We start from the raw sequence: 16,731 nt of genomic DNA on the forward strand, positions 1-16,731 counted from the left end.
GGTAATCGCTTACATCCCCCAGTCTTGCGGAAAAAAACCGAGGCTGCAAGCGGTGTCGTGCGCAACTTGTGGCGGCCGTTGCAGAATCTCTTCGTGGCTGCGCGCATAACCACCACCGGCCGAACGATAGCGCAATTTGTACGTTGGCGCTGGCGACAGGCTGAGGTAACGTCTGTGGATTCCGATTTGCGCCGAGAACGCCATGTCCATTAAACGCTATTCGCAGCTCGCCCATTGGGGCGCCTATACCGCCGTGGTTGAAGACGGCCGGCTTATCCGTTGTGAACCCTTCGTCGACGATCCTGACCCTTCGCCGCTGCTCGATTCCATCGCGCCGATGGTTTATTCCGACAAGCGCATCCGCAAGCCGGCGGTGCGCCGTTCGTGGCTGCAAAAGCGCGAAGGCAGCGATCGCACGCTGCGCGGCAGAGAAGATTTCATCGAGGTGGACTGGGATTTGGCGCTCGATCTGGTGGCGGAGGAAAACCGTCGGGTGCGCGACCGTTACGGCGCTTCCGGGCTGTTTACCGGCTCATACGGTTGGTCATCGGCCGGGCGACTGCACCATGCGCGTTCGCTGGTGCGGCGGTTCTACTTCAGCGGCGGCGGCGGCGTCGATCAGCAGGGCAACTACAGCTGGGGCGCGGCGCAGTTCTTCCTGCCGTATGTGATCGGCACTTTCTCGCCGCTCACCGGCCGGGTCACCAGCTGGCCGAGCGTGGTGGAACACTGCGAACTGTTTGTGGCGTTCGGCGGGCTGGCGCTGAAAAACGCCCAGGTCTCTTCCGGCGGCGCGGCGGAGCATGCGCTCAAGCCCTGGCTGCAAAAGCTGGCGCGCAAGGGCACGCCGGTGATCAACATCAGCCCGATGCGCGACGATTGCCCCGAGTTCGTCAATGCGGAATGGATCCCGATCCGGCCGAATACCGACGTGGCGCTGATGTTGGCGCTGGCTTACGAAATTCAACGGCTGGGCGCTCAGGACGAAGCCTTCCTGCATAGCCACTGCGTGGGTTATCAGCAGCTGGCGGATTACCTGAACGGCGCCGGCGACGGCGTGGCGAAAACCCCCGTCTGGGCCAGCGCCATCACCGGCATTCCGGCAGCCCGCATCGCGCTGTTGGCGCGGCAGCTGATCGGCGTGCGCAGTTTCATCACTTGTTCTTACTCGGTGCAGCGCGCGCACCGCGGCGAGCAACCCTATTGGATGATGATCGCACTGTCGGCGATGCTGGGGCAGGTGGGGTTGCCGGGCGGCGGTTTCTCGTTCGGCCACGGTTCGATGAACGGCGTCGGCAACCCGCGCGTGGACACGCCCGCGCCGACCATGCCGGTCGGGGACAACCCGGCCGGGCTGGCGATCCCGGTGGCGCGCATCTGCGATATGCTGCTGCACCCCGGCGAAGCCTATCAATTTTGCGGCGAGACGCGGCACTACCCGGATATTCATTTGGTGCACTGGGCCGGCGGCAACCCATTCCATCATCATCAGCAGTTGAATCGGCTGGTGGAGGGCTGGCAGAAGCCGGACACGGTGATCGTCCAGGATATCTGGTGGACGGCGGCGGCCAAGATGGCGGACATCGTTCTGCCGGTCACCAGTTCGCTGGAGCGTAACGATATCGGCGGCTCGTCGCGCGATCGCTACGTGCTGGCGATGCATCAGGCCATTGCGCCGCAGCACCAGGCGCGCAACGATTTCGATATCTTCGCCGATCTGGCGGAGCGTCTCGGCTATCGCGAACGCTTCACCGAGAACCGCGACGAACGGGCCTGGATCGAAGAGATCTACCGGCAATGCGGCGTAGCGCAGCAGCGCGCCGGCGTCGCCTGGCCGGAGTTTGAGGCGTTTTGGCGGCAGGGCTATGTCGAACTGCCCGCGCCCGCCAAAGAGTTTGTGTTTTTCGACGCGTTCCGCGCCGATCCGCAGGCCAATCCGTTGCAAACGCCCAGCGGCAAGATTGAACTGTTCAGCGAGCGGATCGCCGGTTATCGCTATCAGGATTTCGCCCCGCATCCGCAGTGGCAACCGCCGGTGGAGTGGTTGGGGGCACCGCAGGCCAAAAACTGGCCGCTGCATCTGATCTCCATCCAACCGAGCGATCGTTTGCACAGCCAGATGGATCCGGCGCCGCTGGCGCAGGGGAACAAAACCGCCGGACGCGAAACCCTGTATATGCATCCGGACGACGCCGCGCCGCGCGGTGTGCTGGACGGCGCCGAAGTGCTGGTCAGCAACGCGCGCGGCGGTTGCCTGGCGGGGGTATCGCTGACCGACGGCGTAACGCGCGGGGTGGTGCTGATGGCGACCGGCGCCTGGTTCGATCCGGGCGTTGGCGCGCAGCGTCAACCGATTGAACAGGCGGGCAACCCGAACGTGCTGACGCTGGATATCGGCACCTCGCCGCTGACGCAGGGGCCGAATGCCATGAGCTGTCTGGTGGAGGTTAGCGCTCGCTGAGCGAGGCGTACCCGATCGCGTACCTGTAGAGGGGGCTCTGCGGCGATTATTTATCTTTTGGTCGCCGTGAAGGTTTAAGTTTCATTGAGTTATTACAGCCGGTCGCGGGAAATTTACAGCTGGTTGCATTTGGAGCAGAACTCTTGCGATTCGGCGGTAGTTTCCTGCACGGCATCTCTCTAGAGTAGGTGATCCCAGAGGTATTGATTGGTGAGAAATCAGCGTGCCTTGCATGCTGAAGCCATTTTCAATTGCACCAACCTACGCGGATGCGTAGGTTTTTTTTTGCCCGCCATATAGTATTCTTTTCCCTACAACGATTTACGCCTCCATGGCCAAGGGAGAAGGGCATGATATTTTCACTGCTGCGCGCGCTGTTTCGCCTGTTGTTTCGGGTACGGGTCGAAGGGGACGTCCAGCACTTCGAACGGCAAAAACTGCTGATTACGCCGAACCACGTCTCTTTTCTTGACGGCGTGCTGTTGGCGCTGTTCCTGCCGATTAAACCGGTGTTTGCGGTTTACGCCAGCATCGGCGAGAGCTGGTTTATGCGCTGGCTGCGGCCTTACATCGATTTTGTCTCGCTCGACCCCACCAAGCCGATGGCCATCAAGCAGCTGGTGCGCATGGTCGAGCAGGGGCGGCCGATCGTGGTGTTCCCTGAAGGGCGCATCACCGTGACCGGTGCACTGATGAAAATCTACGATGGGGCGGCGTTTATCGCCGCCAAATCGGGTGCCACTGTGGTACCCGTGCGGATCGACGGCCCCGAATTCAGCCCGTTCGGCCGCATGGCCGGGGTGTTCAAGATCCGCTGGTTCCCGCGAATCAGCATCCGCATCTTGCCGCCGACCACGCTGCCGATGCCGGAGGCGCCGCGTGCGCGCGAACGCCGTGCGCTGGCGGGCGATCGGCTGATGCAGATCATGATGCGGGCGCGGATGGATACGCGTGAACCGCAAACTCTGTTCCATGCCTTGCTGGCGGCGCAGCACCGCTACGGGCGCCGCAAGCCCTGCATCGAAGACATCGCTTTCAAAGAAGACAGTTACCAGACGCTGATCAAGAAATCGCTGGGCGTCAGCCGCATTCTGCAGCGCTTTACCGCCGAAGGGGAGCACGTCGGGCTGCTGTTGCCGAATGCCACCATCACCGCGGCGGCGATCTTCGGCGCTTCGCTGCGCAACCGTATTCCGGCGATGCTCAACTACACCGCCGGCGCCAACGGCCTGAACAGCGCGATGCTCGCCGCCGGCATCAAGACCATCGTCACCTCGCGTCAGTTTCTGGAAAAGGGCAAGCTGACCCACCTGCCGGAGCAGGTGACGCAGGCCAACTGGGTGTATCTGGAGGATCTGAAAGACACAGTTACGCTGGCGGACAAGCTGTGGATCCTGCGGCACTTGCTGCAGCCGCAGCGCGCGGTGTTGCCGCAACGCCCGGAGGATGCGGCGCTGATCCTGTTCACTTCAGGTTCTGAAGGCCACCCCAAGGGCGTGGTGCATTCGCATGCCAGCCTGCTGGCCAACGTAGAACAAATCCGCTCCATTGCCGATTTCACGCCGCGCGACCGCTTCATGTCCTCGCTGCCGTTATTCCATTCGTTTGGCCTGACGGTGGGGCTGCTGACGCCGCTTCTCACAGGCAGCCGCATTTTTCTCTACCCCAGCCCGCTGCATTACCGCGTGGTGCCGGAGTTGGTATATGACCGCAACTGCACGGTGTTGTTCGGCACGGCGACCTTCCTCAACAACTATGCGCGCTTCGCCCATCCGTATGATTTTGCCCGCCTGCGCTACGTGGTGGCCGGTGCAGAGAAACTGGCGGACAGCACCAAACAGATCTATCAGGATAAATACGGCATTCGCATCCTGGAAGGCTATGGCGTGACCGAGTGCGCGCCGGTGGTGTCGATCAACGTGCCGCTGGCGACCAAGGTAGGCACCGTCGGCCGCATCATGCCGCAGATGGAGGCACGTCTGATCGCGGTGCCGGGGATCGACAACGGCGGCCGCCTGCAGCTGAAGGGGCCGAATATCATGAAAGGCTATCTGCGGGTTGAGCGTCCCGGCGAACTGGAACCGCCGGCGGCGGAAGATGCCAACGGCGTGCTGCAGCCGGGCTGGTACGACACCGGCGATATCGTCAGCCTGGATGAGCAGGGCTACTGCACCATTCGCGGGCGCGTGAAGCGCTTCGCCAAGCTGGCGGGCGAGATGGTGTCGCTGGAGAGCGTCGAACTGCTGGCGCAGCGGCTGTCGCCGGAAAAATTGCATGCCGCCACGGTCAAAAGCGACAGCAGCAAAGGCGAGGCCTTGGTGCTGTTCACCACCGATCCCGCCATCACCCGCGAGGCGTTGCTGCGGGTGGCGCGTGAACTGGGCAGCCCGGAGCTGGCGGTGCCACGCGATATCCGCCTGCTGAAAACGTTGCCGGTGCTGGGCAGCGGCAAACCCGATTTCGTCACCCTGCGTCACATGGCCGAACAGCCGGAGAGTGCCTGATGAATCCTTCGACCGAGTCCCCTTTGTTGTCACGCGGCATGATCGCGGTGATCAGCGCGCAGTTCCTCTCGGCGTTCGGCGACAATGCGTTGCTGTTCGCCACGCTGGCGTTGATCAAACAGCAGCTTTATCCGGACTGGAGCCAGCCGATCCTGCAGATGGCCTTTGTTGCCACCTACATCATTCTTGCGCCGTTTGTCGGCCAGGTCGCCGACAGCTTCGCCAAAGGGCGGGTGATGATGTTCGCCAACGCCCTGAAACTGGCGGGGGCGTTGGTGATCTGCTTTGGGTTCAACCCGTTCCTCGGCTACAGCCTGGTCGGGGTAGGCGCTGCCGCATATTCACCGGCCAAATACGGCATTCTGGGCGAGATCACCAGCGGCGAGAAGCTGGTCAAGGCTAACGGCCTGATGGAAGCCTCGACCATTGCCGCCATTCTGACCGGCTCGGTGGCCGGCGGCATGCTGGCGGATTGGCATGTGGTGGCGGCGCTGGCGGCCTGCGCCTTGGTTTACGCGGGGGCGGTGGTTGCCAACCTGTATATTCCGCGTCTGGCGGCGGCGCGCCCGGGGGCCTCCTGGCGCCCGCGGGCCATGACGAACAGCTTCTTTACCGCCTGCGTTACGCTATGGCGCGATGGGCAGACGCGTTTCTCCCTGATCGGCACCAGCCTGTTTTGGGGTGCCGGCGTGACGCTGCGTTTTCTGCTGGTGCTGTGGGTGCCGGTGGCGCTCGGCATCGCCGATAACGCCACGCCGACGCTGCTGAACGCCATGGTGGCCGTCGGCATCGTGGTGGGCGCTGGCGGTGCCGCGCGTTTCATTACGCTGAAGACGGTGAAGCGCTGTATGCCGGCTGGGATCCTGATCGGCGTCGCGGTCGCGGTATTCGCGCTGCAAACCACCATGCTCAATGCCTATGTCTTGTTGGCGATCATCGGCATGCTGGGGGGCTTCTTCGTGGTGCCGCTCAATGCGCTGCTGCAGGAGCGGGGCAAGCATTCGGTCGGCGCCGGCAATGCGATCGCGGTGCAAAATCTGGGTGAAAACGCCGCCATGTTGCTGATGCTGGCGCTGTATTCGCTGGTGGTGAAGCTGGGCGTGCCGGTAGTGGGCGTCGGCGTCGGATTTGGCGTGGTGTTTGCGCTGGCGATTAGCGCACTGTGGTGGTCGCAGCGGCGGTGAAACGGGGCGCAGCGCAGGCTGCGCCCTCGCTGTATTAAGGCGCCGGAATGGTAAACCGGGTATGGATCTCTTCAAGCGCCTGCAGCACGTCCTCATCCAATACCACATCGAGGCTGCCGAGGTTGATTTTCAACTGCTCCACCGAGGTGGCGCCCAGCAGGGTGCTGGCGACGAACGGCTGTTGGCGCACGAAGGCTAAGGCCATCTGCGAAGGATCCAACCCGTGTTTTTTGGCCAGCGCCACGTATTCGGCGATCGCCAGCTGGGTTTGCTGCCCTGAATAACGGTTGAAGCGGGTGAACAGCGTATTGCGCGCACCGGCCGGTTTTGCACCGTTGAGGTATTTACCGCTCAGGGTGCCGAACGCCAGGCTGGAATAGGCCAGCAGCTCCACCCCTTCGTGCTGGCTGATCTCGGCCAGGCCAATCTCAAAGCTGCGGTTCAGCAGGCTGTACGGGTTTTGAATCGACACGATGCGCGGCAGCTCGTGCTTCTCCGCCAGCTGCAGGTAGCGCATCACGCCCCAGGGCGTTTCGTTGGAAACACCGATATAGCGAATTTTGCCGGCGCGCACCTGTTCGGTCAGCGCTTCCAGCGTTTCCAGCAGCGTGACCGTGGCTTTGTCATCGGTGTATTGATAATTGAGTTTGCCAAAGCAGTTGGTGGCGCGCTGCGGCCAGTGCAATTGGTAGAGATCGAGATAGTCGGTATTCAGCCGCTTGAGGCTGGCGTCGAGCGCGGCGCGGATGTTTTTGCGATCCAGCGCCTGCTGCGGACGGATGTTGCTGTCGGTGCCGCGCACCGGGCCCGAGACTTTGCTGGCCAGGACGATTTTTTCGCGGTTGCCGCGCGCCTTGATCCAGCTGCCGATATAGCTCTCGGTCAGGCCCTGGGTTTCCGGGCGGGGCGGCACCGGGTACAGTTCGGCGGTGTCTATCAGGTTCACGCCTGCGGCCAATGCATAGTCCAGTTGCGCATGGGCGTCGGCTTCGCTGTTCTGTTCGCCAAAGGTCATGGTGCCCAGTCCCAGCACGCTCACTTCTAAAGAACTGTGGGGAATACGGTGGTATTGCATTAACGGCCTTCCTTTCTTGTTAGCGCTGACGGGCCGCGCGGCCCGGTAAAACAGGAGCCCAATGTCAGAAGACGGCGCGAAGTCCGTCGGGCGGCGATGTCGCCTTTCCTGACTATAACCAAGCGGTGAAGATGGGGGAAGCGGATTCCGTGCGGACACGAATGAGGGCTACCGCGCTTGAATGGGCGATAGCCGGCGAGCGGTAATTAGCGTTCGATAACTTGAGAAACCTGATCGCCGTTGATCTGGCGGTGATTGCCTTTTTCATCTTTATAGCTGATGAGGCCGGTGTCTTTGTCGATCTCCGGTTTGCCCTGCGTCAGGATCATGTTGCCATCCTTGGTCGCCATTACGTAGTCGCTGGAACATCCCGCCAAACCGGCGGCCATGACCAGCGCAGACACTGCCATTACCCACTTTTTCATCCTGCGGATCCTCGATTGTGCAGAAAACATTGTTATTTCAAGATTAGCAAACTCTCGGCGAAGGGCGTCTCAGATAAGTCTTTATCTGATAAGAAAAAGTGAAATGAGAGGTCAACGAAGGGACGAAAGCCGCCGGGGGCGGCTTTCGTATAGGGTTTATTCCGGCGAGCGGTTTTTCTTGCTGCGCATCAGATTGAGCGCTTCTACCGACATGGAGAAGAACATGGCGAAGTAGATGTAGCCTTTCGGCACGTGCACCTGGAAACTTTCCAGCATCAGCGTGAAGCCCACCAGGATCAGGAACGCCAGCGCCAGCATTTTTACCGACGGATGGCGATTGACGAATTCACCGATCGGCCGGGCGGCGAACATCATCACGCCGACGGCGATCACCACCGCCGCCATCATGATGAACAGGTGGTCGGAAAGGCCCACGGCGGTAATCACCGAATCCAGGCTGAAGATAATATCGAGCAGCATGATCTGCACGATAGCGCCGAAGAAGCTGTGCACCTTGGTGTGGTGTTCTTCCTCCGAACCTTCGATAGTTTCGTGGATCTCTTTGCTGGCTTTCCAGATCAGGAACAATCCCCCCAGCAGCAGAATGAGATCGCGGGCGGAAACGGCGTGATCCAGTACGGTGAACAGCGGGTGCGTCAAGCGGATCACCCAGGCGATAGAGGCCAACAACGCCAGACGCATCAGCATGGCGGCGGCCAGACCTAGTCGGCGAGCTTTGTTCTGTTGCGCTTTAGGCAGCTTGGCCACCACCAGCGACAGAAAAATGATGTTATCAATACCCAGTACGATCTCAAGAATGGTTAGCGTGCCTAACGCTAACCAGGCATTGGGATCCATAATCCATTCGAACATTGCCCGGCACACCTTAATACTTAATAAATGCAAAGCGTGAATTATACGCGTTTATCGTGGCGCTGACAGGGTTAGCTAAACCAGAGTTAAACGAAATCGCTTAGATCGAGAAATGTCTTGCCAGCAATGCGCCGGTAAAACCCTTTTTCAGATAGAAACCGCGCGGCAGCGTCATGATGGGTTGCCCCTGCTCGCCGATGGCTTCGGTGAGCGCCTTGCTGTTGGCCGCTTTGGGTCGCAGTTGCAGCACCTCGCCGTGGCGTGCGGTGATGTGCTCTACGTGGCCGAGTACGATCAGATCCATCAACTCTTCCCAATCGCGGCGCAGCCTCTCTTCTTCTGCGGCGCTCGGGCTCCACAGCAGCGGCGAACCGACGCGGCGTTCGGCCAGCGGGATTTGGCGCTCGCCTTCAACCGGGATCCACAGGACGCGCGCCAGTTTGTGGCGAACGTGGCTGCTGGCCCAGGTAACGCCGCTGTTGCCGGTGAGCGGGGCCACGCAGACGAAAGTGGTCTCCAGCGGTTTGCCTGCGGCGTCGACAGGGATGGTTTTCAGCTCGATGCCCAGTTCGGGAAAATCCTGCTCCGGCTTGCTGCCGGCCATGGCGCCGAGGTACAACTCCAGCAGCATGCCCACCCAGCCCTTATCGCGTTTCAGATCCTTGGGGATCGGTAACTGTGCGCGGGCGGCCAGTTCACCGAAGCTGAAGCCGGCCAGCGCCTGAGCGCGCTCGAACAGCTGCCGTTCATTTTCCGGCGGGGGCGGCAAAGGGGATAAAAACGCCATAAATCAAGCCTGTCGAATTTGGTTGAAAAATGTACTGCGATTATACACGGCGGACGATGGCCGCTATCGCCTGGGGAAAAGAATAATAGTAGCATGATTTTACATGACTTTTTTTCTTTCCCGATGTGAGCGGCAATGCGCGTGCGGGGCTTGTTCACCTGAAGCCACCGACAATAAACAGGATCTTACACCTATTTATCCACAGATTTATGGGATAACCCAAATTTTTACCGATCACTGGTTCAATTTACAGCCTTGACTCGGGCGGGTTTTTACGAATTTGTCCGTTTTGTGCGTAACTTGCCCGGATAATCTGTGGATAAAAACGGCGTTGGTGGATCTTTCGCCAGGGTAAGATCCTTACCGTGCATAGATCACATTTTTGCCCTGTACATAACTGCGATTCATTGGTTAACTTTTTGTTTTTAAACTTAATGTCTGTTTTTGGCGATAAAGGTCGATTTTAGGGTTTGAGAGTTTTACCGGCTTATCCCTCGAGTTCTGCACACACCTATCCACAGAAAAAGTGAATAAAACCGCTCTGAAATGCTGGGGTATGTTTATAACTTTGCCCATATCTGTGAGTTATCCCAATGTTATCCGGCCTGCAGCACCGTAAAGCAGTGGTTTACCGCCTGTAGCTTGTGTGAAACAATCAGGATATCTATGCGAATTTAAGCTTATCGAGGTAGTCCGGTGATCGATGATGATGGCTACCGCCCGAATGTTGGTATCGTAATCTGTAATCGTCAGGGGCAGGTCTTATGGGCCCGCCGTTACGGTCAGCACTCCTGGCAGTTTCCCCAAGGTGGGATTAACCCTGGTGAAACTGCGGAGCAGGCGATGTACCGTGAGCTGTTCGAAGAAGTGGGGCTGAATAAAAAGGATGTGCGCATCCTGGCTTCGACCCGCAACTGGTTGCGCTATAAATTGCCGAAACGTTTGGTGCGTTGGGACACAAAGCCGGTTTGTATCGGCCAAAAGCAAAAATGGTTTTTGTTGCAGCTACTGTGCAATGACGCTGATATCAACATGCAGCGCAGCAGCACGCCGGAGTTCGACGGTTGGCGCTGGGTGAGCTTCTGGTATCCGGTGCGCCAGGTGGTGTCGTTTAAACGCGACGTCTACCGCCGGGTGATGAAAGAATTCGCCGTGACCGTGATGCCGATGCAAGAGCAAGCGGCGCCGCGGCAGGCTCCCGCTTATCGCCGAAAGAGAGGTTAAGTTAAGCAGACTATGCTCACGCGCTTGCGAGAAATTGTAGAGAAGGTGGCCGCGGCGGCCAGTCTGACGGATGCGCTGGATCTGCTGGTCAATGAAACCTGTCTGGCGATGGACACTGAAGTCTGTTCCATCTACCTGGCGGATAATGACCGTCGCTGTTATTACCTGATGGCCACGCGCGGGCTGAAAAAGCCGCGCGGGCGCACTATCGCATTGGCGTTTGACGAGGGCGTCGTCGGGTTGGTCGGCCGCCGGGCCGAGCCCATCAACCTGGCCGATGCCCAAAGCCACCCCAGCTTCAAATACGTTCCGCAGGTGAAAGAGGATCGCTTCCGATCCTTCCTTGGGGTGCCGATCATTCATCGGCGCCAGCTGTTGGGGGTGTTGGTGGTGCAGCAGCGTGAGCTGCGCCAGTTCGACGAAAGCGAAGAGTCATTCATGGTGACTCTGGCCACGCAGATGGCCGGGATCCTTTCACAATCGCAGTTGAATGCTATTTTCGGCCAGTATCGCCAAACGCGCGTGCGCGCGCTGGCGGCCTCGCCAGGCGTAGCCGTAGCGGAAGGGTGGCAGGACAGCAGCCAACCGTCGCTCGATCAGGTTTACCGCGCGTCGACGCTGGACACCGCCAGCGAACGCGAACGCTTGACGCTGGCGCTGGAAGAGGCCGGCGCGGAATTTCGCCGTTTCAGCAAGCGTTTTGCCGCCAGCTCGCAAAAAGAGAGCGCGGCGATCTTCGATCTTTATTCTCACCTGTTAAACGACGCCCGCCTCAAGCGCGAACTGTTCGCCGAAATCGACAACGGTTCAGTGGCGGAGTGGGCGGTGAAACAGGTGATAGAAGCCTTTGCCGAGCAGTTCGCCAAATTGCAGGACACCTACATGCGCGAGCGCGGCAGCGACCTGCGCGCGCTCGGCCAGCGCCTGCTGTTCCATCTCGACGACACCACTCAGGGCGCCACCCAGTGGCCAGCGCGTTTCGTGCTGGTGGCGGATGAACTGACCGCGACATTGCTGGCCGAAGTGCCGCAGGATCGCCTGGTAGGCGTGGTGGTGCGCGACGGCGCCGCCAACTCGCATGCGGCGATTTTGGTGCGGGCGATGGGGGTGCCGACGGTGATGGGCGCCGACATCCAACCTTCTCTGCTCAGCCAACGGCTGCTGATCGTCGACGGTTATCGCGGCGAACTGCTGGTCGATCCTGAGCCGGTGTTGGTGCAGGAATATCAGCGGCTGATCAGCGAAGAGCTGGAGCTGAGCAAACTGGCGGAAGATGACGTCGAGCAACCGGCGCAGCTGAAAAGCGGGGAACGCATTCAGGTGATGCTGAACGCCGGTCTCAGCCCGGAACATGAGCAGCTGTTAGGCGGCCGAGTGGATGGCGTGGGGCTATACCGCACTGAAATCCCGTTCATGTTGCAAAGCGGCTTCCCTTCCGAAGAGGAGCAGGTCGCGCAGTACCAGGGCATGCTGCAGCTTTACCCGAGCAAACCGGTCACGCTGCGCACCTTAGACATCGGCGCCGACAAGCAACTGCCCTATATGCCGATCAGTGAGGAGAACCCTTGTCTGGGCTGGCGCGGTATCCGTATCACCCTGGATCAGCCGGAGATTTTTTTGATTCAGGTTCGCGCCATGCTGCGCGCCAATGCCGGCACCGGCAATCTGGGCATTCTGCTGCCGATGGTCACCAGCCTGGAAGAGGTCGACGAGGCCAAACGCCTGATTGACCGCGCCGGGCGCGAGGTGGAAGAGGTGCTCGGCTACGGGATACCGAAACCGAAAATCGGCGTGATGCTGGAAGTGCCGTCGATGATTTTCCTGATCCCACATTTGGCCGGGCGCGTTGACTTCATCTCGGTTGGCACCAACGATTTAACCCAGTATCTGTTGGCGGTGGATCGCAACAACACCCGGGTGGCTTCGCTGTATGACAGCCTGCATCCCGCGATGCTGCAGGTGCTTAAGCTGATCGCCGAACAGGGGAAGGCGGCGGGGTTGCAGCTTAGCCTGTGTGGCGAACTGGCCGGTGATCCCATGGGCGCGCTGTTGCTGGTGGGCATGGGCTACCGCAATCTGAGCATGAACGGCCGCAGCGTGGCGCGCATCAAATACCTGCTGCGGCATATCGAGCTGTCCGACGCCGAAGTGCTGGCGCACCGGGTGTTGAACACCCAAATGACCACCGAAGTGCGCCATTTGGTGGCGGCTTTTATGGAACGACGCGGCATGGGCGGGTTGATTCGCGGCGGCAGATAACCGCCGCAGGCGGTAATTTTTTTACAGAACTTTTCCCGCTCAGCCGGACCGGACCGCGTTAAGCCTATGTTATGATGCGCAACCTCAGCGCGGCGCATGCTCGTCGCCCTGCAAACCGCAGCGGTCAACGCTGCCGCTTGAAGGGCGTGGGATAACCTGCGTCGCCGTTTGGCACCTGCCGCCCCCGCATGGGGAAAAATAACAGACATGTTGTGGTGATAGATGAGCAATAGCTATCTGGCGTTTCCTAAATTTGATCCGGTCATTTTCTCCATTGGCCCGGTTTCTCTGCATTGGTACGGCCTGATGTACCTGGTCGGCTTCGTTTTTGCCATGTGGCTGGCGGTGCGCCGCGCCAACAAGCCGGGTAGCGGCTGGACCAAAGATGAAGTGGAAAACCTGCTCTACGCCGGTTTCCTGGGCGTATTCGTCGGCGGCCGCGTAGGCTATGTGCTGTTCTACAACCTGCCGCTGTTCCTGGATAACCCGCTCTATCTGTTCAAGGTCTGGGATGGCGGCATGTCGTTCCACGGCGGTTTGATGGGGGTGATTCTGGTGATGTTCTGGTTCGCTCGCCGCACCAAGCGCACCTTCTTCCAGGTTTCCGATTTTATCGCGCCTTTGATTCCGTTCGGTTTGGGCGCCGGCCGCCTCGGCAACTTTATCAACGGCGAGCTATGGGGCCGCGTGACCACCGACACCCCTTGGGCGATGCTGTTCCCAAGCTCGCGCAGCGAAGACGTGGCTCTCGCCGCCGCCGATCCTTCCCTGCTGCCGCTGCTGAATCAGTACGGCGTGCTGCCGCGCCATCCGTCGCAGCTGTATGAGCTGCTGCTGGAAGGCGTGGTGCTGTTTATCATTCTGAACCTGTTCATTCGCAAGCCGCGGCCGATGGGCGCCGTATCGGGCCTGTTCCTGATCGGTTATGGCGCATTCCGCATCATCGTCGAAGCGTTCCGCCAGCCGGATGCTCAGCTCGGCCTGTTTGACGGCGTGATCAGCATGGGGCAGATCCTGTCCATCCCAATGGTGGTGGCCGGTGTTATTATGATGATTTGGGCGTACCGTCGTCGCCCGCAGCAACAAGTGTCGTGAGGGACAAATGAAACAGTATCTGGATTTGATGAACAAGGTGCTCGCCGAGGGCACCCCTAAAGCCGACCGTACCGGCACTGGCACGTTGTCGATTTTCGGCCACCAGATGCGTTTCAATTTGCAGGAAGGTTTCCCGTTGGTGACCACCAAGAAATGTCACCTGCGTTCGATCATTCATGAGCTGTTATGGTTCCTGAACGGCGATACTAACATCGCCTACCTGCGTGACAACAAGGTCACCATCTGGGACGAGTGGGCCGATGAAAACGGCGATCTCGGCCCGGTTTACGGCAAACAGTGGCGCGCCTGGGGCGCGGCGGACGGCCGTCAGATCGATCAACTGAGCAACGTGCTCCAACAGCTGAAGCAAGATCCGGACTCGCGCCGCATCATCGTTTCCGCCTGGAACGTCGGCGAGCTGGACCAGATGGCGCTGGCGCCGTGCCACGCGTTCTTCCAGTTCTACGTGGCGGACGGCAAGCTCTCTTGCCAGCTGTACCAGCGTTCCTGCGATGTGTTCCTTGGCCTGCCGTTCAACATCGCCAGCTATGCGCTGTTGGTGCACATGATGGCGCAGCAGTGCGATCTGGAAGTGGGCGACTTCGTCTGGACCGGTGGCGATACTCACCTGTACAGCAATCACATGGAGCAGACTCAGCTGCAGCTGACGCGTGAACCGCGCCCGTTGCCGAAGCTGGTGATCAAACGCAAGCCGGCTTCGCTGTTCGATTACCGCTTCGAAGACTTCGAGATCGAAGGTTACGATCCGCATCCGGCCATCAAGGCGCCGGTCGCGATCTGACCTTAACCGCATCACACCAGGGGGCGCACGATTGCGCCCCCTTTTTTTATCCGCATTGCGCGCCGCGCCGCATTTTATTGTCGCCACTTGTCGCTACAGAAAAAACCTTGCGCAGCTTGCCGCAAGGCTTGCGCATACGGCTTTACCGCCTTGTGGCCCTCCGTACACTGGCCGCATGAACGAAAATACGCTATCGAACATCGACGATCGCCAGCGCGGCATGACGCTGATTGAGCTGCTGGCGGCGCTCCTGATCGCCGGCATGCTCACCGGTTGGGGCGTCGGCCAATGGCGCCACCATCAGCAAGCGCTGCGGCTGGAGCACACCGGCCAGCAGCTGCTGGCGTTTTTACTGCGATTGCAGGCGGAGGCTAACGGGCGCAACCGCACGACGCTGCTGTGGTTCAAGCACGGCGCCCCCTGGTGCCTGGGCGGTGGTGCGCCGCCGCCGGATTGCGCTTCCGCCGAGGGGCCGGTCTTTTCATCGCCTTATCCCGACGTCGTTTTGAGGGGCTACACCGGCAAAGAGATCGGGTTTTACGGTTTGCGCAATACCGCCCAGGCGGGGCACATTCTTCTCAGTAACGATGCTGGCGGCCTGCGGCTGGTGCTGTCCGCGCGGGGAAGGCTGCGTTTGTGCAGCGAAGGGCATCGGATAAGGGGCATCGGGCTATGTTGACCTTAGAACGCGGTTTTACTTTGCCGGAGGTGATGCTGGCACTGGTGTTCGGTAGCGTGATCGCGCTCGGCGCGGCGAAAACCTACCCGCTGCTGCGCCAGCAAAACGTGGCCGTCGGCCAGCATTTCCGGCTGGAGTCAACGCTGCGGCAGCTGACGTTCAACATCGAGAAAGACCTGCGCCGCGCCGGTTTTTGCGCCGGACAGTGCGCCGGGCGTCCGCTGTTGATCGGTCAGGCAGCGGGAGAGGCGGCGGGGAGCTGCGTCATCGTCGCCTACGACATCACGCGCAGCGGGCAATGGCTCACGTCGGGTGAAGATGCGGGCTACTTCGGTTATCGGCTACGTAATGGCGGCTTGGAAGGGCAGCGCGGCGTAAACCAATGCGATGGCGGCGGCTGGGAGCGGTTGCTCGATCGTGACGAAGTGCGCATTGAGCGGTTTCATGTGGCGATCGGACGGGGGGAGCACGGGGCCGTGTTGGCCCGTTTGAGCCTGGCGGGGCGCTCTGTCGGCGATGCGCGTATCGGGCGCAGCCTGAACGGGAGCGTTGAGATGGCGGCGTTGCCATGAACCGGCGTACTCAGCAAGGCGGCAGCACCCTGGCGGCGGTGATGTTGCTGCTGGCGTTGGGGCTGATGTTGCTCAATGCTCAGCATCGGCAATTGGACAACGCTCTGTTGCTGGCGGCCGATCAGCAACGTTACCTCCAGGCTTACAATCAGGCCGCTTCGGCGCTGAGTTGGAGCATGATCCAGCGCTGGCCACGCGCCGATTTGGCTACAGGGGCCTGGTCATGCCGACAACGCGCGGAACTGACGGCCTGCGCCCGGTTATCTGCCAGAGCGGGCGTAGTGATGGTGCGCGGCCGGGGCGAGATGCGCGGCGGTGAGCCGTTATGGCTTTATCAGTTGGGTGCGTTTGAGGGGGCGGAGGTTGCCAGCAGGATCTTGGCGCAGCCCGGTGGCCGGCTGGATTTTTGCCCCGAGAAAAGGCTGGCCGACTGTGACGGCTAATGCTCGCGTACGGCGGATATCCCGCAACGGCTTCAGTTTGCCGGAGGTGCTGGTGGCGGCTTTGCTGTTCTCGGTGTCGCTGCTTGGCTTGTTACAGTATCATCAGGTGCTGTTGCAGTCGTTCCAGCGCCAGTGGCACTACCGGCAAGCCTGGATATTGGCGCACCAGCAGCTTGAAGCGTTTGCCGTCACCGGGCGGCTCGATGCTGAACCGTCGCCGGAAGGCTGGCGACGCGAGACGGCGCTCGAGGGTGCTGATGTGGGGTGCCGCCGATTGACGGTCAGAATACAAACGCCGCAGCGGCAGTGGGCGACGCTGAGTCGCTGGTATTGCACCCGTTTTTGAGC

At 60.3% G+C, this 16,731-nt stretch carries 15 protein-coding genes; 11 read left to right on the top strand and 4 right to left on the bottom strand.

Features of this window, described 5'->3' with window-relative positions; translation table 11 throughout:
- Positions 1-202: 202 nt before the first annotated feature.
- The 3 genes from AC6BYQ_RS21250 (at position 203) to lplT (ending at position 6,149) form a co-directional block, all read left to right on the top strand.
- The gene (locus AC6BYQ_RS21250; protein ID WP_498057506.1) at positions 203-2,461 is read left to right on the top strand and encodes a molybdopterin guanine dinucleotide-containing S/N-oxide reductase; all 2,259 of its coding nucleotides are present in this window, start codon (positions 203-205) and stop codon (positions 2,459-2,461) included.
- Between the two features lie 350 nt (positions 2,462-2,811).
- Positions 2,812-4,965: a bifunctional acyl-ACP--phospholipid O-acyltransferase/long-chain-fatty-acid--ACP ligase gene (aas, locus tag AC6BYQ_RS21255; RefSeq protein WP_498057507.1), complete on the top strand. Its 2,154-nt coding sequence runs from the start codon at positions 2,812-2,814 to the stop codon at positions 4,963-4,965.
- Complete coding sequence (gene lplT / locus AC6BYQ_RS21260; RefSeq protein ID WP_019455712.1) at positions 4,965-6,149, top strand: lysophospholipid transporter LplT; 1,185 nt, start codon at positions 4,965-4,967, stop codon at positions 6,147-6,149. Before aas ends, lplT begins: the two co-directional genes overlap by 1 nt.
- A 34-nt stretch (positions 6,150-6,183) precedes the next feature.
- Here lplT and AC6BYQ_RS21265 read toward each other — a convergent pair whose 3' ends face one another.
- The 4 genes from AC6BYQ_RS21265 to mutH form a co-directional block, all read right to left on the bottom strand.
- Complete coding sequence (locus AC6BYQ_RS21265; RefSeq protein ID WP_498057508.1) at positions 6,184-7,224, bottom strand: NADP(H)-dependent aldo-keto reductase; 1,041 nt, start codon at positions 7,222-7,224, stop codon at positions 6,184-6,186.
- A 206-nt stretch (positions 7,225-7,430) separates the two neighbouring features.
- On the bottom strand, positions 7,431-7,649 hold the full coding sequence (locus AC6BYQ_RS21270; protein ID WP_019455714.1) for a YgdI/YgdR family lipoprotein: 219 nt from the start codon (positions 7,647-7,649) through the stop codon (positions 7,431-7,433).
- Between the two features lie 156 nt (positions 7,650-7,805).
- A complete protein-coding gene (locus tag AC6BYQ_RS21275) occupies positions 7,806-8,522 on the bottom strand; it encodes a TerC family protein (RefSeq protein WP_019455715.1) in 717 nt (238 codons plus the stop codon).
- Between the two features lie 100 nt (positions 8,523-8,622).
- Entirely contained in the window at positions 8,623-9,309 is a 687-nt protein-coding gene (gene mutH, locus AC6BYQ_RS21280; RefSeq protein WP_019455716.1) for a DNA mismatch repair endonuclease MutH, read from the bottom strand.
- 696 nt (positions 9,310-10,005) lie between these two features.
- Here mutH and rppH point away from each other — a divergent pair.
- The 8 genes from rppH (at position 10,006) to AC6BYQ_RS21320 (ending at position 16,729) form a co-directional block, all read left to right on the top strand.
- Positions 10,006-10,533, top strand: coding sequence for an RNA pyrophosphohydrolase (gene rppH / locus AC6BYQ_RS21285; protein WP_025160232.1), 528 nt, complete (start codon positions 10,006-10,008; stop codon positions 10,531-10,533).
- A gap of 12 nt (positions 10,534-10,545) precedes the next feature.
- Positions 10,546-12,792 carry a phosphoenolpyruvate--protein phosphotransferase gene (gene ptsP / locus AC6BYQ_RS21290; RefSeq protein ID WP_019455718.1) on the top strand — a complete coding sequence of 749 codons (2,247 nt, stop codon included), beginning with the start codon at positions 10,546-10,548 and terminating at the stop codon, positions 12,790-12,792.
- Between the two features lie 222 nt (positions 12,793-13,014).
- Entirely contained in the window at positions 13,015-13,887 is an 873-nt protein-coding gene (gene lgt / locus AC6BYQ_RS21295; protein ID WP_019455719.1) for a prolipoprotein diacylglyceryl transferase, read from the top strand.
- A gap of 7 nt (positions 13,888-13,894) precedes the next feature.
- Positions 13,895-14,689, top strand: a complete 795-nt coding sequence (gene thyA / locus AC6BYQ_RS21300) for a thymidylate synthase (RefSeq protein ID WP_016929918.1) — start codon at positions 13,895-13,897, stop codon at positions 14,687-14,689.
- 175 nt (positions 14,690-14,864) lie between these two features.
- Positions 14,865-15,368 carry a prepilin peptidase-dependent protein gene (locus tag AC6BYQ_RS21305; RefSeq protein ID WP_019455720.1) on the top strand — a complete coding sequence of 168 codons (504 nt, stop codon included), beginning with the start codon at positions 14,865-14,867 and terminating at the stop codon, positions 15,366-15,368.
- Positions 15,362-15,940 (top strand): prepilin peptidase-dependent protein, encoded by a 579-nt coding sequence (locus AC6BYQ_RS21310; protein WP_498057509.1) that lies wholly within the window; start codon positions 15,362-15,364, stop codon positions 15,938-15,940. The genes AC6BYQ_RS21305 and AC6BYQ_RS21310 overlap by 7 nt, the downstream gene beginning before the upstream one ends.
- A complete protein-coding gene (locus AC6BYQ_RS21315) occupies positions 15,937-16,383 on the top strand; it encodes a YgdB family protein (protein ID WP_498057510.1) in 447 nt (148 codons plus the stop codon). Before AC6BYQ_RS21310 ends, AC6BYQ_RS21315 begins: the two co-directional genes overlap by 4 nt.
- A complete protein-coding gene (locus tag AC6BYQ_RS21320) occupies positions 16,373-16,729 on the top strand; it encodes a prepilin-type N-terminal cleavage/methylation domain-containing protein (protein ID WP_498057511.1) in 357 nt (118 codons plus the stop codon). Before AC6BYQ_RS21315 ends, AC6BYQ_RS21320 begins: the two co-directional genes overlap by 11 nt.
- Positions 16,730-16,731: the final 2 nt, after the last annotated feature.

The sequence above is a fragment of the Serratia sp. LTN-2 genome (assembly GCF_059740205.1).